Raw genomic sequence first — 22951 nt, 5'->3', positions numbered from 1 at the left:
CTCAAAGGCCGGCCCAGGCTTCCACTTCCTCGACGAAGTGGTGCACGTCCAGGTAGCGGTTGTAGAGCGGGGTGGGCGAGATGCGGATCACGTCGGGTTCGCGCCAGTCGCCGAGCACACCGATGCCGCGCAGGTGCTCGAACAGTGCGCGGCCACGCTCGCGGCCACCGATCACGCGCAGCGACAACTGGCAGCCGCGGCGCTGCGGATCGGCCGGGGTGATGATGTCCAGCACCTGCGGCAGGCGTGCGCGCACCAGTGCTTCGAGCATGCCGGTGAGCGCCAGCGATTTGCTGCGCAGCGCCTCCATGCCGGCGCGCTCGAACAGGTCCAGCGAGGCGCGCAGCGGTGCCAGGCCGAGGATCGGTGGATTGCTCAGCTGCCAACCCTCGGCGCCGATGGCCGGGGTGAACTGCGGCGCCATCTGGAAGCGGGTGGCTTCCTCATGGCCCCACCAGCCAGCAAAGCGCGGCAGGGTGGTATCGCGGTGGTGGCGCTCGTGCACGAAGGCGCCAGCCACTGCGCCCGGGCCGCTGTTGAGGTACTTGTAATGGCACCACACGGCGAAATCGGGGGCCACGTCATGCAGGCGCAGCGGCAGGTTGCCGACCGAGTGCGCCAGGTCGAAGCCGATGCGTGCGCCCTGCAGGCGGGCGGCGCGGGTGATCGCATCGAGGTCGAAGGCCTGGCCGGTGCGGTACTGCACGCCAGGCCACAGCACCAGCGCCAGGCGCGGGCCGTGTTCGGTCATGGCGCGCTCGATGGCGTTCAGTGAAATCGTGCCGTTGGCTTCGTCCGGCTGCACTTCCACCAGGCACTCGGCCGGGTCGAAGCCATGGAAGCGGATCTGGGCTTCCACCGCGTGGCGATCGGTCGGGAACGCGCCGGCTTCCATCAGGATCACCGGGCGCTGCGTGGTCGGCCGGTAGAAGCTGACCATCATCAGGTGCAGGTTTACGCTCAGCGTGTTCATCGCCACCACTTCGCTGGGCAGCGCGCCAACCACGCGGGCCAGCTGCGCGCTCACCAGGCGGTGGTAGGACAGCCACTGCGTCGGGCCGGTGAAGTGGCCTTCCACCGCCAGTTCGCCCCACTGCTTCATCACTTCCTGCACCGCTGCCTGCGCGCCGCGCGGCTGCAGGCCCAGCGAGTTGCCTACGAAGTAGGTCTGCTCGCCGCCCTCATGGCGCGGAATCAGGAATTCACTGCGCAGCGGGCGCAGCGGATCGGCGGCGTCCAAGGCGATGGCGTGGGTGCGGCTGAGCAGGTCGGACATGGTCGGGCAACAGGCTGCAACGGGACCGCCAGTGTAGCGCCTGGGATGGTGGGACCGACGCCCTGAACGCCTGCGCGCCGGTTGAACTGTAGAGCCGAGCCCATGCTCGGCTTCGCGGCCCGGCAGCCGAGCATGGGCTCGGCTCTACAAGGGCCATGCCCGGCGACCGTTCAGCCCACCGCCGGCGCGGGCAGCGGATCCACGTGCCCGCACTGGCTGCAGGTACGCAGCTCCAGGCTGGCGTGGTAGCGCGCAAACACCTTGGGCAGGTCGGTCTCGATGTTCTGCAGCGGGAAGAACTCTTCGTGCAGCTTGTGGTTGCAGCGCTCGCAGTGCCAGATCACGCCATCCATCTCGTGCGGCAGGCGCTTGCGCTCGACCACCAGGCCGATGCCACCGGGCGGGCGCCGCGGCGAGTGCGGAACCTTTGCCGGCAGCAGGAAGATCTCGCCGGCGCGGATCGGGATGTCGCGCACCGCGCCGTCTTCCTGCACCTTCAGCACCATCTCGCCTTCGAGCTGGTAGAACCACTCGGGGCCTTCGTCGTAGTGATAGTCGGTGCGCGAATTCGGCCCGCCGACCACCATCACGATGAAATCGCCGTTGTCGATCATCTTGTTGCCCACCGGCGGCTTCAGCAGGTGGCGGTTCTCTTCGATCCAGGCGTGCAGGTTGATCGGCGAAGCGAGCATGATGGTCATCCGTAAGGGATCAGTCGCGCTTGCCCTTGCGCGGGATGTAGGACAGGGCCTTTTCATATGCAGGCTGCAGCTCTTCCTGCGAACCGACGTCGATGCCCATCTCGCGCACGCGTCCGTCCTTCAGGCTGTAGACCCAGCCATGCACCATCAGCTTCTGGCCGCGGGCCCACGCATCCTGCACGATGGTCGAGCGGCACAGGTTGGCCACCTGCTCGATCACGTTCAGTTCGCACAGGCGCGCGTGCTTGAGCTCATCGGTCTCGATCGCATCGAGGATGCCAGTGTGCTTCTGCATCACGTCACCGACGTGGCGCAGCCAGTTGTCGGCCAGGCCGACGCGGGTGTTGTGCAGGCAGGCATGCACACCGCCGCAGCCGTAGTGGCCAACGATCAGGATGTGCTTCACCTTCAGCTGGTCCACCGCATACTGCACCACGCTCAGGCAGTTCAGGTCGGTGTGCGCGACCACGTTGGCGACGTTGCGGTGCACGAACACTTCGCCCGGGGCCATGCCGATGATCTGGTTGGCCGGCACGCGCGAATCGGAGCAGCCGATCCACAGGTATTCCGGGTGCTGCTGCTTGGCCAGCTGGTGGAAGAACTCGGGGTCTTCCTTCTCGATCCGGTCGGCCCAGTCGCGGTTGTTCTGCAGCAGCTTGTGGATGTCTTTCATGTTCGGGTCCCTGGCGTCGGGTGGGGGCGCGCCGCAGCCGTCCGGCTGCGTCGTCGCGGGAATCTGCGGCGTTCAGTCGCTGCGGGCGGCCTGTTCGCGGTGCCAGCGCATCCACTGCGCCAACTCGGTGGAAGAGGGGGTGCCCAGCTGTTCCAGTTCGGCGATCACCGCACGCTGGTTGGCGTCGGGATGGTTCTGGCTCAGCTTGAGCTTCATCTGCACATGTTCGACCTGGAAACGGAAGCCGACGATGGCGCGCAGCTCCGGGCCATGTTCGGCACGCGTGGCATCGAACTGCCAGGCCTGGCCGACGCTGGCTTCGAAGCGGTCGCTGATCGCGCCGACCAGCTCCGCCAGCGCGCCGGCATCGTCGAAGGTCTGCAGCTGGCCACGCAGCTCGGCAGCAGCGTAGTTCCATGTGGGTACCCGCGCGGCGGGCTCCTTGTCCGGATACCAGCTGGCGGAGACGTAACCGTGCGGTCCATCGACCAGCACCTTGGCCGCGCCGCTGTGGCGCGACTGCGGGTTGGCGCGGGCCCAGTGGCCGCGCAGTTCGATCTGGTCGCCGTCACGCCGGTACAGCACCGGCATCCGGGTCAGCTCCGGCAGGCCATCGCTGCCGGGGGTGAGCACGGTAACGAACGGGTCGCGCGCCAGCAGGCGGTCCAGCCAGAGCAGGTCGGTCTCGGCGAAGGCGCGCGGGGTGAACATGCAGGGGTCAGGCGCGCCCGCCGAGTGACTGGATCATGCGGCCACGCAGGCCCTCGTCGCTGTCGGCCTGCGGCGGCTGCACTTCGTGCAGGCTGAAGCCGCGCACCAGTGCGTCCTCCTCGTCCAGGCCGTCGTACTCGACGAACTCGGCGTCGAACAACTGCGAACGGGCGGTGTCTTCGCTGTCGTAGCTCAGCGTGTTGCCATCGCTGTCGAGCACTTCGGCGGTGCCGGCCGGGCGAACGCGCAGGCGCGCCCAGATGAGGGTGTTGCCGAGGCTGGCCAGCCACCAGCTGTCGCGCGAGGCGGTGATGTCATTCATGAGCGTATTACCAGAGCGAGGCCAGCCAGAGCAGGGCGGCCATGCCCAGTCCGGCCAGCAGGGTCAGCAGCGATACCCAGGCCGGTGTCGCCAGCCCGGACAGCGAGCGGTCCGGTTGCTGCCGATAGTCGCGTCGCAGCAGCCAGGCCAGGGCATCGGGCTTGAGGAAGGCGCTGCTGCCGAAGCGCGCGGCGAGCGCCGGATGGCGGTCGCGCACGTGCACCAGGGTCAGCGGCCAGAAGATCACGAAGGCACTGAACCCGGCCACTGCAACGCCGACGAAACAGAGGGCGAAGAACAGGGTCATGGGGCGGTACCTCCGTGGTCGTGTGGGGCTTAGAAGTCCGCGCTGCCCGGCGCGCGCGGGTAGGGGATCGCATCGCGGATGTTGGACAGCCCGCAGACGTACACCACCAGGCGTTCGAAGCCCAGGCCGAAGCCGGCGTGCGGCACCGAACCATAGCGGCGGAAATCGCGGTACCAGCTGTAGTGCTCGCGATCCAGGCCGAACTGGGCCATGCGCGCGTCCAGCACGTCCAGGCGCTCTTCGCGCTGGCTGCCGCCGATGATCTCGCCGATGCCCGGGGCCAGCACGTCCATCGCGGCAACGGTCCTGCCGTCGTCGTTCAGGCGCATGTAGAAGGCCTTGATGTGCTCCGGATAGTTGGTCACCACCACCGGGCGGCCGACGTGTTCCTCGGTCAGCCAGCGCTCGTGCTCGGTCTGCAGGTCCAGGCCCCATTCGACCGGGAAGTCGAACTTCCTGCCGGACTTCTGCAGCAGGCTGACCGCGTCGGTGTAGTCGATGCGCTCGAACGGTGCGTTGATGAAATCTTCCAGCTTGGTGATCGCGTTCTTGTCCACGCGCTCGGCAATGAAGGCCAGGTCGTCGCTGCGTTCGTTCAGCACTGCGCGGAACAGGTACTTCAGGAACTCTTCGGCCAGGCGCGCGTCTTCGGCCAGGTCGGCGAAGGCGATTTCCGGCTCGATCATCCAGAACTCCGCCAGGTGGCGGGTGGTGTGGCTGTTCTCGGCGCGGAAGGTCGGGCCGAAGGTGTAGACCTTGCTCAGCGCCAGGCAGTAAGCCTCGACGTTCAGCTGGCCGGACACGGTCAGGAAGGTTTCCTTGCCGAAGAAGTCGCGGCTGAAATCGATCGCGCCCTTCTCGTCACGCGGCAGGTTCACCATGTCCAGGGTGGACACACGGAACATCTGCCCGGCGCCTTCGGCGTCGGAGGTGGTGATGATCGGGGTGCTGATCCAGTTGAAGCCGTTCTCGTGGAAGAAGCGGTGCACGGCCTGGGCCAGGCAGTTGCGGATGCGGGTGACCGCGCCGAACAGGTTGGTGCGCGGACGCAGGTGCGCCACTTCGCGCAGGAACTCCGGCGACATCGGCTTGGGCTGGATCGGGTAGGTGAGCGGGTCTTCGACCCAGCCGACCACGTCCAGCGTGCTGGCCTGGATCTCGAACGACTGGCCCTTGCCCTGCGACTTCACCAGCGTGCCGGTGGCGATGACCGAGCAGCCGCTGGTCAGGCGCTTGATCTCATCGAAGTTGGCCAGGCTGTCGCCGGCCACGACCTGGATCGGGGCGAAGCAGGAGCCGTCGCTCACATTCACGAAGGCCAGATTCGCTGAACCGCGCACCGTGCGCACCCATCCGCGTACCGTGACTTCGCCGCCTTCCGGGATCTTCCCGGCAAGCGCATGTTCAACGCTGACCACCGTCATGACTTGAATCCTCTGCTGATCGACTCGATCTGTGAACACGGGAGTTTACCGGTTGCAGCGTTCTGCTTGCGAGGCATTTTTCGTGGCAACGGCTCCTTATAATGTCCCCGTACCTCTGGAGTAGCCCCATGGCCGTCAGCCTGACCCCCATTGCCTTCGAGCGCGTGCAGCGCTTCGTCGCCCAGACCCCCGGCGCGCTGGGCCTGCGTTTCGGCGTGACCAAGACCGGCTGCTCCGGCTGGGGCCACGTGACCGACCTGGCCCGCGAAGAGCGCGAGGGCGACACGGTGTTCGAGCAGGATGGCGTGAAGATCTACGTCGACGCCAAGAGCCTGGCCCTGGTGGACGGCACCGTGATCGACTTCGGCAAGCACGGCCTGAGCGAGACCTTCACGTTCAGCAACCCGAACGCCACCGCCGAGTGTGGCTGCGGCGAGAGCTTCACCACCGACGCCGACAAGGCCTGAGGGCCGGCCACCGGGCATGGCCCGACGCTGACCAGGCGTGCTCTGGTGGGCGCCGACCTTGGTCGGCACGCTGGGCTCGGCAGGGACCCCACGGATGGAACGACCGCTTTTCACCTATCACCCCAATGCCTACGACCTCTCCTTCGAAGAGGTCGAGGGGATCTGCGACTGCTGCGGACAGGCGCGCGCACTGCGCTATCGCGGACCGTTCTACACCCGCCTGCGCCCGGATTACCTGTGCCCCTGGTGTATCGCCGATGGCAGGGCTGCGGCCAGTTACGAGGGGGAGTTCATCGGCTGGAGCGATATCGAGGGGGTATCCCCGGATCCGGCTGATCCGCCGCCGACCATCGCCCGTGAGCTGCTGCTGGAGATCTGCGAGCGCACCCCGGGCTACTCCTCCTGGCAGCAATCGGTCTGGTTGAGCCATTGCGAACGGCCCTGCGCCTTCCTCGGCTACGCCGGCAGCGACGATCTGCTGCCGATCCTCGACCAGGTCCGGCCGGACGTGGCGGCGGTCAATCCGCGCGACGCCGACTGGGTGCTGGAGCATCTGAGCCGGGACGGGATGATGGTCGGCTGCCTGTTCCAATGCCTGGAATGCGGCCAGCATCGTCTTCACGTCGATCTGGAATGAGCACGTGCCGGACATGGGCCGGCGCTCCCGTTCAGGTTGCCCGGTTTGCGCCCGGTTGCCCGGTGGCGCCGCTTGCCGCATAATGCGCGGCTTCCTGCCTTCCCGGCGGGAATCCTTGCCCCACCGCGGTCTCAACGGCGGGGGGCTGTCCGGCCGCAAGGCCACATCCGAAAGGTAGAAAAAACATGAGTCGTCATTACGAAATCGTGTTCATGGTCCACCCGGACCAGAGCGAGCAGGTCCCGGCCATGATCGAGCGCTACAAGTCGCTGGTCGAGAACGGCAACGGCACCATCCACCGTCTGGAAGACTGGGGCCGCCGCCAGCTGGCGTACCCGATCCAGAACCTGGTGAAGGCCCACTACGTGCTGATGAACATCGAAGCCGACCAGGCCGTTCTGAACGAACTGACCGAAAGCTTCCGCTTCAACGACGCCGTGCTGCGCAACCTGGTCATCAAGCGTGACGAGGCTGACACCGAGCAGTCGCTGATCATGAAGAGCAAGGACGAGAAGGGTGACAAGCCGGAGCGCGGTGAGCGCCGTCGTCGTGACGACGAAGAGGGCGAGTCCACCACCACCGCTGACAACGAAGCCGGCGACGACGCCGCTTCCGCCGCCTAAGGAGCCTTCCCATGTCCAAGTTCTTCCGTCGCCGCAAGTTCTGCAAGTTCACGGCTGAAGGTGTGAAGGAGATCGACTACAAGGATCTCAACACCCTGCGCCAGTACCTGACCGAGAACGGCAAGATCGTGCCGAGCCGCGTCACCGGTACCAAGTCGAAGTACCAGCGCCAGCTGGCGACCGCCGTCAAGCGCGCTCGCTTCCTGGCCCTGATCCCGTACACCGACAACCACGACGTCTGATGCCCGGCGGGGCGGCCCGGTGCCGCCCCCGCTGTGCCAGCTATTCGGACAGCCTTTGTTGCGGGGCATCGCCTCGCTAACGAATAACTCATCTGGAGCAATACCATGCAGCTGATCCTCCTGCAGAAAGTCACCAACCTCGGCAACCTGGGCGACCTGGTCGACGTGAAGCCGGGCTACGGCCGTAACTTCCTCGTGCCGCAGGGCAAGGCCGTTCCGGCCACCGAGAGCAACAAGGCCGAGTTCGAAGCCAAGCGCGCCGAATACGAAGCCAAGGCCCAGGCCATCCACGCCGACGCTGACGCCCGCAAGGCCAAGCTGGACGGCGCGAGCGTGACCATCCCGGCCAACGCTTCGACCGAAGGCAAGCTGTACGGCTCGGTCGGCGCCCGCGAAATCGCCGATGCCTTCACCGCTGCCGGCCTGCCGGTCAGCAAGAGCGAAGTCATCCTGGGCGAAGGCGCCTTCCGCAACATCGGCGAGTACGACGTGCTGATCCACCTGCACGCCGACGTCGAGACCACCGTCAAAGTCGTCGTCGTCGCCGAAGCCTGATCCCACGCCGCAAGGCCTGGCATCACCGCAGAACGGGCGCCCGCAAGGGTGCCCGTTTTGTTTTATGGCTCCGTTTCGTGGCGTGCGGCCACGTCCGGCCCACGGGGTGGGGCTGGACAATGTTCCACGCCCATTCGTAGAACACGGCCACATCGGTATACTCAGGGCGTCACACCCGTTCCACGGGCATCGATCCCAGCAGGATCAATGACTTGGAGGGTAAACGCAGGCCGCTTGCCGGCCCCAGTCCGGAACCCCTATGCGTCTTTCCACGATCAAGCTGTCCGGCTTCAAGTCGTTCGTCGATCCGACCACCCTGCACCTGCCGACCAACATGACCGGCGTGGTGGGCCCCAATGGCTGCGGCAAGTCGAACATCATCGATGCCGTGCGCTGGGTCATGGGCGAGAGTTCGGCCAGCCGCCTGCGTGGCGACTCGCTGACCGACGTGATCTTCTCCGGGTCCAATGCCCGCAAGCCGGTCTCGCAGGCTACCGTCGAGCTGATCTTCGACAACTCCGACCACACGATCTCCGGCGAATACGCCTCGTTCAACGAAATCTCGGTCAAGCGCACGGTCAGCCGCGACGGCACCAGCAACTATTACCTCAACGGCACCAAGTGCCGCCGTCGCGACATCACCGACCTGTTCCTCGGCACCGGCCTGGGCCCGCGCAGCTACTCGATCATCGAGCAGGGCATGATCAGCCAGATCATCGAGGCGCGCCCGGAAGACCTGCGCGTGTACCTGGAAGAGGCAGCCGGCATCTCCAAGTACAAGGAGCGCCGCAAGGAGACCGAGACCCGCATCCGCCACACCCGCGAGAACCTGGACCGGCTGGGCGACCTGCGCGACGAGATCAGCAAGCAGCTCGAACACCTCAAGCGCCAGGCCAGGCAGGCCGAGCAGTACCAGGCCCTGCAGGAAGAGCGCCGGGTCAAGGATGCCGAGTGGAAGGCGCTGGAATTCCGTGGTCTCGACGGTCGCCTGTCGAAGCTGCGCGAAGGCCTGTCGCAGGAAGAGACCAAGCTGCAGCAGCTGATCGCCGACCAGCGTGATGCCGAGGCCCGCATCGAGACCTCGCGCGCGCGGCGCGAAGAGGCCGCCGACGCGCTCAACACCGCGCAGGCCGCGGTCTACCAGGTCGGCAGCACGCTGGCGCGCCTGGAACAGCAGATCCAGCACCAGCGCGAGCTGTCGCAGCGCCTGCACAAGGCGCGCGATGAAACCCAGCAGGCCCTGGCCGAACTGGGCCAGCACATCAGCGGCGACGAGGCCAAACTGAGGGTGCTGCGCGAGGCAGTGGAGGCCGCCACCCCGCAGCTGGAAGCGCTGCAGGAAGAGAACGAGATCAAGCAGGAAAGCCTGCGCGAGGCCGAAGACCGGCTGGCCAGTTGGCAGCAGCGCTGGGAGCAGCACACCTCGCAGAGTTCGGAGGCGTCGCGCGCCGGTGATGTCGAGCGCACGCGCGTGGACTACCTGGACAAGCAGATCCTCGACGCCGACCGGCGTCGCGAGGCCCTGGCCGCCGAGCGCGCCGGGCTGGACGTGGACGCGCTGGAAGAAGCCTTCGAGCAGCTGCACCTGCAGCACGACACGCAGAAGGCCGCGCTGGATGAACTGAGCGAAGACGTCGAGCTGCGCAAGCAGGGCGTGGCGGCCGTGCAGGAACAGCAGCGCAATGGCCAGAACGAACTGGCCGAACTGCGCAAGCAGGCCAACGGCCTGCGCGGTCGCCTGGCCTCGCTGGAAACCCTGCAGCAGGCCGCGCTGGGCCAGGAGCAGGGCGCGGCCGTCGCGTGGCTGAAGGCGCGCGGGCTGGATTCGGCGGCACGTGTCGGCGAACGCCTGGACGTCGATGCCGGTTGGGAAAACGCGGTGGAAAGTGCGCTCGGCCAGCTGATCGAAGGCGTGCTGGTCGATGACCCGGGCAGCCTGGTCAACGCCCTCGGCGAACTCGGCGACGGCCACATTGCGCTGGTCGCCAGCGCGGATGCCGAGGTCAAGGCTGCACCGACGTCGCTGGCCGCACGCGTGCGTGGCCCGGCGGCGATCCGTCGCCTGCTGGCGCACCTGCATGGTGCCAAGGACCTGTCCGAGGCGAAGGCCCTGCAGGCCAGCCTTCCGGAAGGCGATTCGATCATCACCCAGAGCGGCGAGCGCCTGGGCCAGGGCTGGCTGCGCGTGTCGCGCTCCGGTGCAGCCCAGCAGGGCGCGCTGCTGCGCGAACGCGAGATCAACGAGCTGCGCGAGCAGATCGAGCAGCTGCAGGACCGCGAGGCCGAGCTGGAAGAACAGCTGGCCGGTTTCCGCGAGCAGCTGCAGGCCGCCGAACAGCAGCGCGAGGACGCGCAGCGCGCGCTGTACCAGGCCCACCGCGCGGTGTCCGAGCTGGCTGGCCAGCTGCAGGGCCAGCAGGGCAAGGTAGAGGCTGCACGCACGCGCATCGACCGCATCGAAGGCGAGCTGAAGCAACTGCAGGAAACGATTGAAGCCAACAACGCGCAGGCGCGCGAAGCGCGCTCGCGGTTGGAGAACGCGGTCAGCAGCATGGGTGACCTGGAGTCGACCCGGCAGCGGCTGGAGGGCGAGCGCCGCCAGCTGACCGAGGCGCGCGACCTGGCCCGCGATGCTGCCCGTGCAGTGCGCGAGCGCTCGCATTCGCTGGCCCTGACCCTGGAATCGCAGCGTGCGCAGCTGGCCTCGTTGAGCCAGGCGCTGGAGCGCATGGGCACCCAGCGTGGGCAGTTGGATTCGCGACTGGGCGAGCTGCACTCGCAGCTGGACGAAGGTGATTCGCCGGTCGAAGCGCTGCAGGCCGAACACCAGAACGCGCTGGAAGAGCGCGTGCGCGCCGATCGCGTGCTGACCGAGGCGCGGACGCTGCTGGACGGCATCGACGCCGAGCTGCGCAACTACGAGCAGACCCGCCACCAGCGCGACGAACAGGCGCTGGCCCAGCGCGAGCGTATTTCGCAGCGCAAGCTGGACCAGCAGGCGCTGGTGCTGAGCGCGGACACCCTGCAGGGCGCGGTGGAGAAGGCCGGTTTCGTGCTGCAGGACGTGCTCAACGCACTGCCCGAGGATGCGCGCCTGGGCGACTGGGAGCAGGCCGTGCATCAGATCGACGCACGCATGCGCCGGCTGGAGCCGGTCAACCTGGCCGCCATCCACGAGTACGGCGAGGCTTCGCAGCGCTCGGATTACCTGGATTCGCAGCACGCCGACCTGACTACGGCGCTGGAAACCCTCGAGGATGCCATCCGCAAGATCGACCGCGAGACCCGCGGCCGTTTCAAGGACACCTTCGACCGCGTCAATGCTGGCGTGCAGGCGCTGTACCCGCGCCTGTTCGGTGGCGGCCACGCCTACCTGGAGCTGACCGGTGAAGACCTGCTCGACACCGGTGTGACCATCATGGCGCGCCCGCCGGGCAAGCGCGTGTCCAGCATCTCGCTGCTGTCCGGCGGCGAGAAGGCGATGACGGCAGTGGCGCTGGTGTTCGCCATCTTCCAGCTGAACCCCGCGCCATTCTGCCTGCTGGACGAGGTGGACGCGCCGCTGGACGAAGCCAACGTCGGCCGGCTGGCCAACATGGTCAAGGAAATGAGCGAGAAGGTGCAGTTCCTGTTCGTCAGCCACAACAAGGCGACGATGGAGGCCGCGCACCAGCTCTCGGGCGTGACCATGCGTGAACCGGGCGTCAGCCGCCTGGTCAGCGTGGACCTGGAAGAAGCCGCGCGATTGGCGGGCGCGGCCTGACGTGCCATCCTAGTTACCTGAATGAACTAGCCGGAGAACCTATCGAATGTCCGACACGGCACTGTTGCGCATCGGCATCCTGGCCGCCGGCCTGCTGTTGATCGCCGCGATCTTCCTGTTTGGCCGTCCGAAGAAGAAGCCCCAGGGACGCCGCGTGGAAAGCGCGGAACCGGCCAGCGGCGAGCGCCGCGAACCGGTATTGGGCGAGGACGGCGTTGTCGTGGCCGATGGCCGCGTCGAACCGGGCATGGGCACGGAAGGCGAACAGGCCGAACTCGGCCTGGGTGATACCGACCCGGGCGCCAGCGATCTCGGCAAGCGCGCCACCCAGGATTTCGACAAGATCGTTTCGCTGTTCGTGGCCGCCCGGGCCGGTGAGCAGCTGCGCGGCGAAGACATCGTGGTAGCCGCGGAGAAGACCGGCCTGGTGTTCGGCCACATGAACGTGTTCCACCGTCTGGTGGAAGGCCATCCCGAGCGCGGGCCGATCTTCTCGATGGCCAGCATCATGAAGCCAGGCAGCTTCGACATGGCCAACATCCGTGCCATGGAAACCCCGGCCATCGCCTTCTTCCTGACCCTGCCGGCGCCGCTGACCGCGCTGGATGCCTGGGAGAAGATGCTGCCGACGGTGCAGCGCATGGCCGAACTGCTGGATGGCGTGGTGCTGGATGACAGCCGCAACGCCTTGGGTCGCCAGCGCATCGCGCACATCCGTGACGAACTGCGCGCCTACGACCGCCAGCACCAGGCGCCGCCGCTGACCAAGACCCCGCGCTGGTGAGCGCCATGGCGTGCCGACCAACGGTCGGCACCCACAACAGTAGATCCACGCCCTGTGTGGATGGGGTCTACGCCGGTACGCCGGCCACCTTGGCAAACGCGCGGCGGAACGCGGCCATCTCGTCCTCGCTGCCGACGGTCACGCGCACGTGCTGCGGCCAGATCGGCCAGCTGCGCCCGATCACCACACCGTTGTCGGCCATCGCCTTGGCGAACGTGCTGCCGTCGCGTTGCACGTCGACCACGAAGCAGTTCGCTTCCGACGGCAGGCAGCTGAAACCACGCTTGCCCAGCCATGCGATGGTGGCCTGGCGCACCTTGGCGTTCTGCAGGCGACGCTGCGGAATCAGCTGCGGATCCTGCAGGCTGGCCAGCGCCGCCGCCAGCGCGGGCACCGGTAGCGGGTTGTCGCCGGGGCTGGCCAGCTCGCGCAGACGCTCGGGATGTGCGGCCGCCAGGCCCAGGCGCAGGCCGGCCATGCCGTACAGCTTGGAGAAGGTACGCAGCACGATCAGATCGTCGCGCTGCGCCACCTGCGCGATCAGGCTGGGCTGCTCGCTGTATTGCAGGTAGGCCTCGTCGACCAGCACGCGGGTGGAAGCAGGCTTGTGGGCCAGCAGCCAGGCGAGCTCATCCGGTGGGCTGATCGAACCGGTCGGGTTGTTCGGATTGCACACGTACAGCAGCCCGGTCGGGCGCGCATGCGTGGCTGCGACCATCGCACGCAGGTCGTGTGCGCCGTCATTGCGCAGCGGCACCTTCTGCACGTGTGCACCATGTGCGGCAGCGACCTCGCCCAGGGTCTCGAAGGTGGGGTCGGCCACCACCAGTCCCGCCTGCGGGCCGGTCCACAACGTGGCGGCGCGGTTCAACGGTTCGCTGGAGCCCGGATAGAGGCGCACATGGTCGGCCGGGATACGGGCCTGCTCGATGAAGGCATCGCGTACCTGTGCCGCCAGGGCGAAGCGGTAGCGGCCGCAGCTGGCGATGCTGTCGCGCGCCGCCTGCTGGGCAGCGGGGGAGGGGCCGTAGGGGCATTCGTTGAAGTTCAGTAGTACCGCGCCTTCGGCAGGGGCCGCACCGACGGTGGCCGCGGATTGGGCCTGGCCACGCAGCGGCAGGCCGCTGCCGGCGACGGCAAGGCTGGCACCGGCCAGCTGCAGGAAGCGTCTACGGGAGTCAGGCAGGGTCATGGGCAGGATTCCGATGGGGCCGTCGCACGCTAGCGCCGGCGTGAGCGGGCGGCAAGGTGCTTTTTGTGGCGTCGAGCCATGCTCGACTACAGACGTGCCAACCAAGGTTGGCACCTACCGGAGCGGGGAGTGCCCGTCGAGCACGCTCGACGCTGCGAAGGCGGGGCGTTACAGGGCCTGACGGCCGGGCGCGGTAGAATCCCCGGCCATCCCAGAACCACCGGATCCCGATGAGCCCCAGCCCCGCCGAACGCGCCGAAGATCTCCGCCGGCAGATCGCCCAGGCCAACCGCGCCTACCACGAGCTGGACGCGCCGGAGATCCCCGACGTCGACTACGACCGGATGGTGCGCGAGCTGGAAGCGTTGGAGCGCGAGCACCCGGAGCTGGCCCGTGCCGACAGCCCGACCCAACAGGTCGGTGCACGCCCGTCCGGCCGCTTCCCCGAAGTGCGCCATGCGGTGCCGATGCTGTCGCTGTCCAATGCCTTCAGCGATGAGGAAGTGGCCGACTTCGTGCGCCGCATCGATGAGCGCCTGGGCCGCCGCAGCCTGCAGTTCTCGGCCGAACCGAAGATGGATGGCCTGGCGATCAGCCTGCGCTACGAGGACGGTCATTTCGTACTCGGCGCAACCCGCGGTGATGGCAGTACCGGCGAGGACGTGACCGCCAACCTGCGTGAAATCGGCGATGTTCCCAAGCGCCTGCACGGCAAGGACTGGCCGGATGTGCTGGAGGTGCGTGGCGAGGTGTACATGGCCCGCGCCGACTTCGAGGCCTACAACGAACGTGCGCGCCAGCAGGGCGGCAAGGTGCTGGCCAACCCGCGCAACGCGGCAGCGGGTTCACTGCGCCAGCTCGATCCGAAGATCAGTGCGCAGCGCCGGCTGAGTTTCTTCGCCTACGGCACCGGTGAAGTGCAGGGCGGCGAGCTGCCGGACACCCATTCGGGCACGCTGGCCCAGCTCGGCGCCTGGGGCTTCCCGGTCAGCGGGTTGTGCAAGGTGGTGCAAGGCGCCGACGGCCTGCTCGGCTACTACCGTGACATCGGCGAGCGTCGCGATGGCCTGCCGTTCGACATCGATGGTGTGGTCTACAAGCTGGATGACCGCGCCGGCCAGCAGGCCATGGGGTTTGTCTCGCGTGCGCCACGCTGGGCCATCGCGCACAAGTTCCCGGCACAGGAACAGAGCACCACGGTGGAGGCGATCGAGATCCAGATCGGCCGCACCGGTGCCGCCACGCCGGTCGCGCGGCTGGCGCCGGTGGCTGTGGCCGGCGTGATCGTGTCCAATGCCACGTTGCACAATGCCGATCAGATCGCGCGTCTCGATGTGCGTGTCGGTGACAGCGTGATCGTGCGACGTGCTGGCGACGTGATTCCGGAAGTGGTCAGCGTCATCCTCGACCGCCGTCCACAGGGCACCTCGCCCTGGCAGATGCCGACGCGCTGCCCGGTGTGCGGCTCGGAAATCGTGCGCGAGGAAGGTGCAGCTGCGTGGCGCTGTTCGGGCGAACTGTCCTGCCCTGCGCAGCGCAAGGAGGCCATTGCCCATTTCGCTTCGCGCCGTGCGATGGATATCGACGGCCTCGGCGACAAGTACATCGAAACCCTGGTCGACGCCGGCATCGTCAGGAGCGTGGCCGATCTGTACCGGCTCAACCGTGACCAGCTGTTGCACCTGAAGCTGGTGCTGGATGCCGGGGACCCTTCCGCACTGGCCGCCGCGCTGAAGCTGCACCTGCCGGCAGAAGGCAGCGGCGCGGTGCTCAATGCGGTGCTCAAGCTGGATGGCAACGATCCGGCGTGGCGCGCGCAGGCGCTGGCACAGCCGGCCAGCTTCGAATGGAACACGAAGAAGATCGCCACCAGATGGGCCGACAACCTGATCGCGGCAATCGACGCCAGTCGCGCAGCCACGCTGGAGCGCCTGCTGTTCGCGCTTGGCATCGAGCACGTCGGCGAGAGCACGGCCAAGGCGCTGGCGCAGTGGTTCGGTGACCTGGAACTGATCCGCCACCTGCCATGGCCGTTGTTCAAGCGCGTGCCGGACATCGGTGGCGAAGTGGCGCGTTCTCTCGGCCATTTCTTCGAGCAGCAGGGCAACCAGCAGGCCATCGACGACCTGCTGCAGGTCGGGCAGGTGCGCATCAGTGATGTGCACGCGCCCAGTGCCAAGCTGCGCGAAGGCCTGGATCTGGCGCAACTGCTGGTCGAATCGGAAATCCCCGGCATCACCCGCCTGCGTGCGGAGAAGCTGGTGGCTGCCTTGCCGGATGCCCAGGCGGTGCTGGATGCCGAGCATGGCCAGTTCGTCAACGCCGGCCTGCCGGACGACACTGCGCGCGGTCTGGCCGACTGGCTCGATGCCGATGGCCATGGCGCGATGCTGCTGGCAGCCGAGAAGGCGATGCAGCAGATCCTGGCCAAGGCGCCGGCGCTGGCCGAGATCGTGGCCGGCCCGCTGGATGGGCAGACCGTGGTGCTGACCGGCACCCTGGCCCAGCTCACCCGCGATGCCGCCAAGGAACGCCTGGAAGCGCTGGGTGCCAAGGTCTCCGGCAGTGTGTCGAAGAAGACCAGCTTCGTGGTCGCCGGTACCGAGGCCGGCTCCAAGCTGGACAAGGCGCAATCGCTGGGCGTGCCGGTGTGGGACGAAGACCGCCTGCTGGCCTACCTCGCCGAACACGAATGATGACCCGCCGGGTGCCCGGCGCCCGGCATGAAAGACGAAGGAACACCGATGCAGACCGCCCCGCTGGATTTCCGCCTGGCCACCCGTGCCGACGAAGAACTGTTGATCGCGTTGATGCGCGAGTTCTACGCCGAAGACAGGATCGACTTCGATGACGCGCGCGTGCGTCGCGGCGTGGACGCGCTGCTGGCCGATCCGCGCAATGGCGAAGTGCTGCTGTGGCTGGACGAGGCCAGCGAGGTGGTCGGCTACGCGGTGATCGCGATGGGCTTCAGCCTGGAGCAGGGCGGCCACTTCATGCTGCTGGACGAGCTGTACCTGAGCCATCGCGCGCGCGGTCGTGGTCGCGGCAAGCAGGCGCTGGCCATCTGTGAACAGCGCGCTCGCGGGCGTGGTGTCAGCCGCCTGCGCCTGGAGGTGAACCACCACAACGAACTGGCCCGCCGCCTGTACCTGGCCAGCGGCTACATCGACGACACCCGCGATCTGCTGACCCTGCCGCTCGACCATCCGCGCCCGGAGGGCATCCTGTGAGCGAGGCCCTGCTGCGCGCGCTGCAGCAGCGCGCCACGCTCAATGCACTGGTGCGCCGCTTCTTCGCCGAGCGCGATGTGCTGGAGGTGGAAACGCCGATCCTGTCGGTGGCAGGCAACACCGAGCCGAACATCGACAGCTTCCATACCGATTTCACCGGCCATGTCGATGCCGGTGGCCGTCGTCGCTGGCTGCGCACTTCGCCGGAATATCCGCTCAAGCGCCTGCTGGCGGCCGGTGTGGGCGACTGCTACGAACTGGGCCGGGTGTTCCGCAACGGCGAGGCCGGTGGCCGCCACAACCCGGAATTCACCATGCTGGAGTGGTATCGGGTCGGCTGGGACCACCACCGGTTGATGGAGGAAACCGCCGAGTTGGTCGGCCAGGCGCTGGCCCTGGTCGGACGCCGTGCAACGCTGCGTGTGTTGAGTTACCGCGAGCTGTTCCAGCAGCACGTGGGCCTGGATCCGTTCGAGGCCGATGAAGCCGCGCTGCGTGTTGCACTTGGCGACGTGCACATCGACCCGGTCGGGTTGACCCGTGATGACTGGCTGGACCTGTTGATGACCCACCACATCCAGCCGCAGTTCGATGACGCGGTGATGACCGTGGTGCATGACTGGCCGGCCAGCCAGGCCGCGCTGGCCCGCATCCGTCCGGGCACGCCGCCGCTGGCCGAGCGTTTCGAGCTGTACCTGGGTGCAGTGGAGCTGGCCAACGGCTATCACGAACTGAACGACGCCCACGAGCAGCGCGCCCGGTTCCAGCGTGACCAGCAGCGCCGCCACGAACGTGGACAGGTGCAGCCGGCCGTGGACGAGGCACTGCTGTCGGCGTTGCCGTCGATGCCTGCCTGTGCCGGCGTGGCGGTGGGTGTCGATCGCCTGTTGATGGCGATGAACCGCACGCCACGCATCGCCGATGTGCTGGCCTACGACTTCGCCCACGCGTGATCCCCGCGTGTTGCTGAACATCGCAGGCTGAACGAAACGCGGGTTCGGTGCGCTTGCGTCGGTAAGCACGATGATGCTCTTATCACGGCCAATGCCGGACACTGGCATCCAGTTCATCCATTCCTGCTGGGGAAGGCTTTGGTCAAGTGGTTCGCGGTTGTCGCTGCACCGGTGTACTCCATTGCGCTCTGGGGTGCCTGGCTGCCGTCGCCGGCGTCGGCCCAGCAGGTGGGCTACGACGATGAAGTGGTGACCTGCGAATCACGCGACATGGGTTGGGTGCACTGCGATATCGAGGTTGCCAACGGCGTCGACCTGGTGCGCCAGCTGTCCAGCAACAGCTGCATCCGCGGCAGCGAGTGGGGCACTGACCGCAGTGGTGTGTGGGTCACCCTGGGCTGCCGTGCCGAGTTCCGCGCCCGGCGCGCAGCGGGCGCGGCGCCGCCGGCTGACAGCTCGGGCAAGCGCCTGGTGCGCCGTGTGGTGCGCTGCGAGTCCAATGGCCGTCCGCAGAGTTGCCCGGTACGACTCGATGGCGCGCCGGTGCGCCTGCTGCGCCAGTTGTCGGTGTTGCCGTGCCGCGAAGGGCAGGGCTGGGGCTACAAGCGCAATGAAGTCTGGACCAGCCGTGGCTGCCAGGGTGACTTCGAAGTGGCCGATGACGATGGCCGCTTCGTCGACATGCCGCGCCGCCTGACCTGCGAATCGAAGTCGAAGAAGCGGCGCTTCTGCGGTGCCAGCATCTCGGTTGGCGCCGCGGTCTCCGAGCAGCTGTCCAGCACGCCCTGCGAGGAAGGCAGTACCTGGGGCTGGAGCCGCAACGGGATCTGGGTGGACGGCGGCTGCCGCGCCGAATTCTCGGTGAATTGAGCCCGGGCAGGCTCCAACCCTGCGGGGCGTGGCCCTACAATGGGCCCATGAACACTGCCTCTGACATCGACTACGCCCGTTACGACCACATCCGCCCGATCCTGTGGACCGGCGATGCCCTGCAACTGCTGGACCAGCGCAAGCTGCCGTTCGTGGTCGAGCACGTGGTCTGCCATGACAGTGACGAGGTTGCCAGCGCGATCCACGCATTGACCGTGCGTGGCGCGCCGGCGATCGGCATTGCCGCTGCCTGGGGTGTCGTGCTGGCTGCACGCGAGGTGCAGGCCGCCGATGGTGCGCACGCCCTGCAGCAGCTGGAACCGGCCCTGCAGCGCCTCAATGCGTCGCGCCCGACTGCGGTCAACCTGGCCTGGGCGCTGGCGCGCATGCGCCGTTGCCTGAACGCCGCCGGCGCCGACTGGAAGGCGTTGCTGGAATCGGAAGCGCAGGCCATCGCCGAGGAAGACCTGGCCGCCAACCGCCACATGGGTGCACTGGGCGCGGGCCTGATCGAGGCTGGCAGCGGCGTGCTGACCCACTGCAATACCGGCTCGCTGGCCACTGCGGGGTTCGGTACCGCGCTGGGCGTGATCCGTGCCGGCATGGCCCAGCACCGCATCGCCCGCGTCTTCGCCGGCGAGACCCGGCCGTGGCTGCAGGGCGCGCGCCTGACCGTGTGGGAGCTGCAGCAGGACGGCATCGATGCCACCCTGATCGCCGATTCGGCTGCCTCGCACCTGATGAAGACCGGCGCCGTGCAATGGGTGATCGTGGGCGCGGACCGCATCTGCGCCAATGGCGATACCGCCAACAAGATCGGCACCTACCAGCTGGCCATCGCCGCCCGCCACCACGGCGTCAAGTTCATGGTGGTCGCTCCGTCCTCGACCGTGGACATGGAGACCGTGGACGGCAGCCAGATCGAGATCGAGCAGCGCGACCCGGGTGAGCTGTACGGCGTGGGGGGTACCCGTACCGTCGCCGAGGGCATTGCCGCCTGGAATCCGGTGTTCGACGTCACCCCGGGCGAGCTGATCGACGCCATCGTGACCGAGCGCGGGGTCATCCTGAACCCGACCGCCGGGAACATGCGCACCGCCTTCGGCGGCTGAGGCGGGCAGGAAGGTCCCGGGGTCGGATCCCTTTTCGCAGGAAAGGGCTCTGACCCCAGGCAGGCCTCATCCACGCACGGCGTGGATCTACTGATTTCGCGCAGCCGAGCATGGGCTCGGCTCTACAGGGGCGGTATGGGGCCCTAAGTTCCTGATTTGTGCCGGTAAAATCCCCGTAAAGGGAGGCGGAAAACGGCCTGTTGTGGTAGTATCCACAGGTTGAATCGAGGTTCCGGCGCGACCCCCTCCCGCAGAGGGCTGCGCCGGACTGGACCGCTACCAGACAACGGAACCCGAATGGCAGAAACCGCCAAGGAAATCATCCAGGTCAACCTGGAAGACGAGATGCGCAAGAGCTACCTCGATTACGCCATGAGCGTGATCGTGGGCCGCGCGCTGCCGGATGCGCGCGACGGCCTCAAGCCGGTGCATCGCCGCGTGCTGTACGCGATGAACGAACTCAACGCGCACAGCAACAAGCCCTACTTCAAGTCGGCGCGTATCGTCGGTGACGTCATCGGTAAGTACCACCCGCATGGCGATCAGTCGGTGTACGACACGCTGGTGCGCTTGGCACAGCCGTTCTCGCTGCGCTACATGCTGGTCGACGGCCAGGGTAACTTCGGTTCGATCGACGGCGACTCCGCTGCAGCAATGCGATACACCGAGGCGCGCATGTCGCGCCTGGCGCATGAGCTGATGGCGGACATCGACAAGGAAACCGTCGATTTCCAGCCCAACTACGATGAGAAGGAACTGGAGCCGACGGTCATGCCGACCCGGTTCCCGAACCTGCTGGTCAATGGTTCGGCTGGCATCGCGGTGGGCATGGCGACCAACATTCCGCCGCACAACCTGAGCGAATCGATCAACGCCTGCATCGCGCTGATCGACAACCCGGACATCGATGTCGACGGCCTGATGGAATACATCCCGGGCCCGGATTTCCCGACTGCCGGCATCATCAACGGCACTGCCGGCATCGTCGCCGGCTACCGCACCGGCCGTGGCCGCGTGCGCATCCGTGCCAAGGCCGATATCGAAGTGGCCGACAACGGCCGCGAATCGATCATCGTCACTGAAATTCCTTACCAGGTGAACAAGGCGCGTCTGATCGAGAAGATCGCCGAGCTGGTCAAGGAAAAGAAGATCGAAGGCATCAGCGAGCTGCGCGATGAGTCCGACAAGGACGGCATGCGCATCTACATCGAGATCAAGCGCGGTGAATCTGCCGAGGTTGTGCTGAACAACCTGTACCAGCAGACGCAGATGGAATCGGTGTTCGGCATCAACATGGTGGCGCTGGTCGATGGCCGCCCGCAGTTGATGAACCTCAAGCAGATGCTGGAGGCGTTCGTCCGCCACCGTCGCGAAGTGGTCACCCGCCGCACCGTGTTCGAGCTGCGCAAGGCGCGCGCCCGTGCCCACGTGCTGGAAGGCCTGACCGTTGCGTTGGCCAACATCGACGAGATGATCGAACTGATCAAGACCTCGCCGAACCCGAACGAAGCCCGCGAGCGCATGCTGGCCCGCGTGTGGGAGCCGGGCCTGGTCGGTGCGATGCTGGGTGCGGCCGGTGCCGAGGCCTCCCGTCCTGAAGACCTGCCCAAGGGCGTGGGCCTGATCGGGGGCGGCTACCAGCTGACCGAGATCCAGGCCACCCAGATCCTGGAGATGCGGCTGCACCGCCTGACCGGGCTGGAGCAGGACCGCCTGACCGACGAGTACAAGCAGCTGCTGGAAGTGATCGCCGGGCTGATCCACATCCTGGAAGATCCCGACCGCCTGCTGCAGGTGATCCGCGAGGAGCTGGTCAACGTCAAGGCCGAATTCGGCGACGAACGTCGTACCGAAATCCGCCACAGCGAAGAGGACCTGGACATCCTCGACCTGATCGCGCCGGAAGACGTGGTGGTTACCGTGTCGCATGCCGGTTACGTGAAGCGGCAGCCGGTGAGCGTGTACCGCGCACAGCGCCGTGGTGGCCGTGGCCGCAGCGCGGCGGCGACCAAGGAAGAGGATTTCATCGAACAGCTGTGGCTGGTCAACACGCACGACACGCTGCTGACCTTCACCAGCTCGGGCAAGGTGTTCTGGCTGCCGGTTTACCAGCTGCCCGAAGCCGGTTCCAACGCCCGCGGCCGTCCGATCATCAACTGGATCCCGCTGGAGCCGGGCGAACGCGTGCAGGCCGTGCTGCCGGTGCGCGAGTACGCCGATGGCCAGTTCGTGTTCTTCGCCACGAAGAACGGTACGGTCAAGAAGACCCCGCTGAGCGAGTTCGCCTTCCGCCTGGCCCGCGGCAAGATCGCGATCAACCTGGACGAGGGCGATGCGCTGGTCGGTGTCGGCCTGACCGATGGCGAGCGTGACATCCTGCTGTTCGCCTCCAACGGCAAGACCGTGCGCTTCGGTGAAGACAAGGTCCGCTCGATGGGCCGTACCGCCACCGGCGTGCGCGGCATCAAGATGCCGGCCGGCGAGGAAGTGGTCAGCCTGATCGTGGCCGAAAGTGCCGGTGGCAGCGAGGACGAGAACGAGGACGACAGCGGTGTCGAGGAAGCCGCTGCCAATGGCGACGCGGTGATCGACGGCGCCGACGACGCCAGCGTTCAGTACATCCTTACCGCCACCGAGAACGGCTACGGCAAGCGCACCCCGCTGCCGGACTACCCGCGCAAGGGCCGTGGTACGCAGGGCGTGATCGGCATCCAGACCACCGAGCGCAACGGCAAGCTGGTCGCCGCAGTGCTGATGGGCTCCAGCGACGAAGTCCTGCTGATCTCCGATGGTGGCACCCTGGTGCGTACGCGTGGCTCGGAAATCAGCCGCGTCGGCCGCAACACCCAGGGCGTGACCCTGATCCGCCTGTCCAAGGACGAGAAGCTGCAGGCGGTGGAGCGCATGGATGCCTCGATCGACGAGGACGAGGATGAGGTGGCAGTGCCTGCCTCTGCCCCGGCCGCGACCACGACCGATGGCGCCCCGGCGGCTTCCAGCAGCGAGGACGCCGCGCAGGAGTGATCCTGCCGCAAGGTTGAGCTACGCGACGACGCCGGCCCTGTGCCGGCGTCGTCGTATCCGGATGCCGCACATACGCGCGCGCTTC

21 protein-coding genes are annotated in these 22951 nt (G+C 67.1%); 13 read left to right on the top strand and 8 right to left on the bottom strand.

Annotation, left to right across the window (positions count from 1 at the left end):
* Position 1: 1 nt before the first annotated feature.
* The 7 genes from kynU to asnS all read right to left on the bottom strand — a co-directional run bounded on the left by kynU (position 2) and on the right by asnS (position 5414).
* Complete coding sequence (gene kynU / locus QP609_RS13520) at positions 2-1276, bottom strand: kynureninase (RefSeq protein ID WP_014647667.1); 1275 nt, start codon at positions 1274-1276, stop codon at positions 2-4.
* A gap of 170 nt (positions 1277-1446) precedes the next feature.
* On the bottom strand, positions 1447-1968 hold the full coding sequence (locus QP609_RS13515; protein WP_049442510.1) for a 3-hydroxyanthranilate 3,4-dioxygenase: 522 nt from the start codon (positions 1966-1968) through the stop codon (positions 1447-1449).
* Positions 1969-1987: 19 nt separating this feature from the next.
* Positions 1988-2650 carry a carbonate dehydratase gene (gene can / locus QP609_RS13510; protein WP_010480460.1) on the bottom strand — a complete coding sequence of 221 codons (663 nt, stop codon included), beginning with the start codon at positions 2648-2650 and terminating at the stop codon, positions 1988-1990.
* Between the two features lie 72 nt (positions 2651-2722).
* On the bottom strand, positions 2723-3361 hold the full coding sequence (locus QP609_RS13505; RefSeq protein ID WP_014647665.1) for an FMN-binding negative transcriptional regulator: 639 nt from the start codon (positions 3359-3361) through the stop codon (positions 2723-2725).
* A gap of 7 nt (positions 3362-3368) precedes the next feature.
* On the bottom strand, positions 3369-3683 hold the full coding sequence (locus tag QP609_RS13500; protein WP_006453002.1) for a hypothetical protein: 315 nt from the start codon (positions 3681-3683) through the stop codon (positions 3369-3371).
* Positions 3684-3690: 7 nt separating this feature from the next.
* Positions 3691-3990 carry a hypothetical protein gene (locus tag QP609_RS13495; RefSeq protein WP_014647664.1) on the bottom strand — a complete coding sequence of 100 codons (300 nt, stop codon included), beginning with the start codon at positions 3988-3990 and terminating at the stop codon, positions 3691-3693.
* A gap of 29 nt (positions 3991-4019) precedes the next feature.
* Entirely contained in the window at positions 4020-5414 is a 1395-nt protein-coding gene (gene asnS / locus QP609_RS13490; protein WP_014647663.1) for an asparagine--tRNA ligase, read from the bottom strand.
* Positions 5415-5542: 128 nt separating this feature from the next.
* On the opposite strand from asnS, the gene QP609_RS13485 reads away from it, so the two are divergent.
* The 7 genes from QP609_RS13485 to zipA all read left to right on the top strand — a co-directional run bounded on the left by QP609_RS13485 (position 5543) and on the right by zipA (position 12485).
* On the top strand, positions 5543-5881 hold the full coding sequence (locus QP609_RS13485) for an iron-sulfur cluster assembly accessory protein (protein WP_014647662.1): 339 nt from the start codon (positions 5543-5545) through the stop codon (positions 5879-5881).
* Positions 5882-5975: 94 nt separating this feature from the next.
* Positions 5976-6518, top strand: coding sequence for a CbrC family protein (locus QP609_RS13480; protein ID WP_014647661.1), 543 nt, complete (start codon positions 5976-5978; stop codon positions 6516-6518).
* 185 nt (positions 6519-6703) lie between these two features.
* Positions 6704-7141, top strand: a complete 438-nt coding sequence (gene rpsF, locus QP609_RS13475; protein WP_006452997.1) for a 30S ribosomal protein S6 — start codon at positions 6704-6706, stop codon at positions 7139-7141.
* 11 nt (positions 7142-7152) lie between these two features.
* The gene (rpsR, locus tag QP609_RS13470; protein ID WP_002804494.1) at positions 7153-7383 is read left to right on the top strand and encodes a 30S ribosomal protein S18; all 231 of its coding nucleotides are present in this window, start codon (positions 7153-7155) and stop codon (positions 7381-7383) included.
* A gap of 105 nt (positions 7384-7488) precedes the next feature.
* Entirely contained in the window at positions 7489-7938 is a 450-nt protein-coding gene (gene rplI, locus QP609_RS13465) for a 50S ribosomal protein L9 (RefSeq protein ID WP_014647660.1), read from the top strand.
* A 259-nt stretch (positions 7939-8197) separates the two neighbouring features.
* The gene (smc, locus tag QP609_RS13460) at positions 8198-11701 is read left to right on the top strand and encodes a chromosome segregation protein SMC (RefSeq protein WP_197621661.1); all 3504 of its coding nucleotides are present in this window, start codon (positions 8198-8200) and stop codon (positions 11699-11701) included.
* A gap of 46 nt (positions 11702-11747) precedes the next feature.
* Positions 11748-12485, top strand: coding sequence for a cell division protein ZipA (zipA, locus tag QP609_RS13455; protein WP_014647658.1), 738 nt, complete (start codon positions 11748-11750; stop codon positions 12483-12485).
* Between the two features lie 67 nt (positions 12486-12552).
* On the opposite strand, the gene QP609_RS13450 is transcribed toward zipA, so the two are convergent.
* Complete coding sequence (locus QP609_RS13450; protein ID WP_289213797.1) at positions 12553-13677, bottom strand: pyridoxal phosphate-dependent aminotransferase; 1125 nt, start codon at positions 13675-13677, stop codon at positions 12553-12555.
* A 224-nt stretch (positions 13678-13901) separates the two neighbouring features.
* On the opposite strand from QP609_RS13450, the gene ligA reads away from it, so the two are divergent.
* The 6 genes from ligA (at position 13902) to gyrA (ending at position 22866) form a co-directional block, all read left to right on the top strand.
* Entirely contained in the window at positions 13902-16373 is a 2472-nt protein-coding gene (gene ligA, locus QP609_RS13445; protein WP_197621662.1) for an NAD-dependent DNA ligase LigA, read from the top strand.
* A 48-nt stretch (positions 16374-16421) separates the two neighbouring features.
* Entirely contained in the window at positions 16422-16907 is a 486-nt protein-coding gene (locus QP609_RS13440; protein WP_197621660.1) for a GNAT family N-acetyltransferase, read from the top strand.
* On the top strand, positions 16904-17860 hold the full coding sequence (epmA, locus tag QP609_RS13435) for an EF-P lysine aminoacylase EpmA (RefSeq protein WP_014647654.1): 957 nt from the start codon (positions 16904-16906) through the stop codon (positions 17858-17860). The genes QP609_RS13440 and epmA overlap by 4 nt, the downstream gene beginning before the upstream one ends.
* A gap of 138 nt (positions 17861-17998) precedes the next feature.
* The gene (locus QP609_RS13430) at positions 17999-18730 is read left to right on the top strand and encodes a DUF3011 domain-containing protein (protein ID WP_197621659.1); all 732 of its coding nucleotides are present in this window, start codon (positions 17999-18001) and stop codon (positions 18728-18730) included.
* 47 nt (positions 18731-18777) lie between these two features.
* Positions 18778-19842, top strand: coding sequence for an S-methyl-5-thioribose-1-phosphate isomerase (gene mtnA / locus QP609_RS13425; RefSeq protein WP_014647652.1), 1065 nt, complete (start codon positions 18778-18780; stop codon positions 19840-19842).
* A gap of 297 nt (positions 19843-20139) precedes the next feature.
* Positions 20140-22866, top strand: coding sequence for a DNA gyrase subunit A (gene gyrA / locus QP609_RS13420; protein WP_289213796.1), 2727 nt, complete (start codon positions 20140-20142; stop codon positions 22864-22866).
* Positions 22867-22951 lie beyond the last annotated feature (85 nt).

The sequence above is a fragment of the Stenotrophomonas sp. 8(2023) genome, from assembly GCF_030345295.1.
Taxonomy (GTDB): Bacteria; Pseudomonadota; Gammaproteobacteria; order Xanthomonadales; family Xanthomonadaceae; genus Stenotrophomonas; species Stenotrophomonas muris.
The sequence above is the reverse complement of the archived record's forward strand: the minus strand, read 5'-3'. Positions and strand labels throughout refer to the sequence as shown.

Coding starts and splice junctions, on each gene's coding strand:
- QP609_RS13505 (WP_014647665.1), bottom strand. CDS start 3,361: ATGTTCACCCCGCGCGCCTTCGCCGAGACCGACCTGCTCTGGCTGGAC.
- QP609_RS13450 (WP_289213797.1), bottom strand. CDS start 13,677: ATGACCCTGCCTGACTCCCGTAGACGCTTCCTGCAGCTGGCCGGTGCC.
- kynU (WP_014647667.1), bottom strand. CDS start 1,276: ATGTCCGACCTGCTCAGCCGCACCCACGCCATCGCCTTGGACGCCGCC.
- rpsF (WP_006452997.1), top strand. CDS start 6,704: ATGAGTCGTCATTACGAAATCGTGTTCATGGTCCACCCGGACCAGAGC.
- zipA (WP_014647658.1), top strand. CDS start 11,748: ATGTCCGACACGGCACTGTTGCGCATCGGCATCCTGGCCGCCGGCCTG.
- can (WP_010480460.1), bottom strand. CDS start 2,650: ATGAAAGACATCCACAAGCTGCTGCAGAACAACCGCGACTGGGCCGAC.
- QP609_RS13440 (WP_197621660.1), top strand. CDS start 16,422: ATGCAGACCGCCCCGCTGGATTTCCGCCTGGCCACCCGTGCCGACGAA.
- gyrA (WP_289213796.1), top strand. CDS start 20,140: ATGGCAGAAACCGCCAAGGAAATCATCCAGGTCAACCTGGAAGACGAG.
- rplI (WP_014647660.1), top strand. CDS start 7,489: ATGCAGCTGATCCTCCTGCAGAAAGTCACCAACCTCGGCAACCTGGGC.
- asnS (WP_014647663.1), bottom strand. CDS start 5,414: ATGACGGTGGTCAGCGTTGAACATGCGCTTGCCGGGAAGATCCCGGAA.
- QP609_RS13495 (WP_014647664.1), bottom strand. CDS start 3,990: ATGACCCTGTTCTTCGCCCTCTGTTTCGTCGGCGTTGCAGTGGCCGGG.
- QP609_RS13515 (WP_049442510.1), bottom strand. CDS start 1,968: ATGCTCGCTTCGCCGATCAACCTGCACGCCTGGATCGAAGAGAACCGC.
- QP609_RS13500 (WP_006453002.1), bottom strand. CDS start 3,683: ATGAATGACATCACCGCCTCGCGCGACAGCTGGTGGCTGGCCAGCCTC.
- QP609_RS13485 (WP_014647662.1), top strand. CDS start 5,543: ATGGCCGTCAGCCTGACCCCCATTGCCTTCGAGCGCGTGCAGCGCTTC.
- smc (WP_197621661.1), top strand. CDS start 8,198: ATGCGTCTTTCCACGATCAAGCTGTCCGGCTTCAAGTCGTTCGTCGAT.
- rpsR (WP_002804494.1), top strand. CDS start 7,153: ATGTCCAAGTTCTTCCGTCGCCGCAAGTTCTGCAAGTTCACGGCTGAA.
- mtnA (WP_014647652.1), top strand. CDS start 18,778: ATGAACACTGCCTCTGACATCGACTACGCCCGTTACGACCACATCCGC.
- QP609_RS13480 (WP_014647661.1), top strand. CDS start 5,976: ATGGAACGACCGCTTTTCACCTATCACCCCAATGCCTACGACCTCTCC.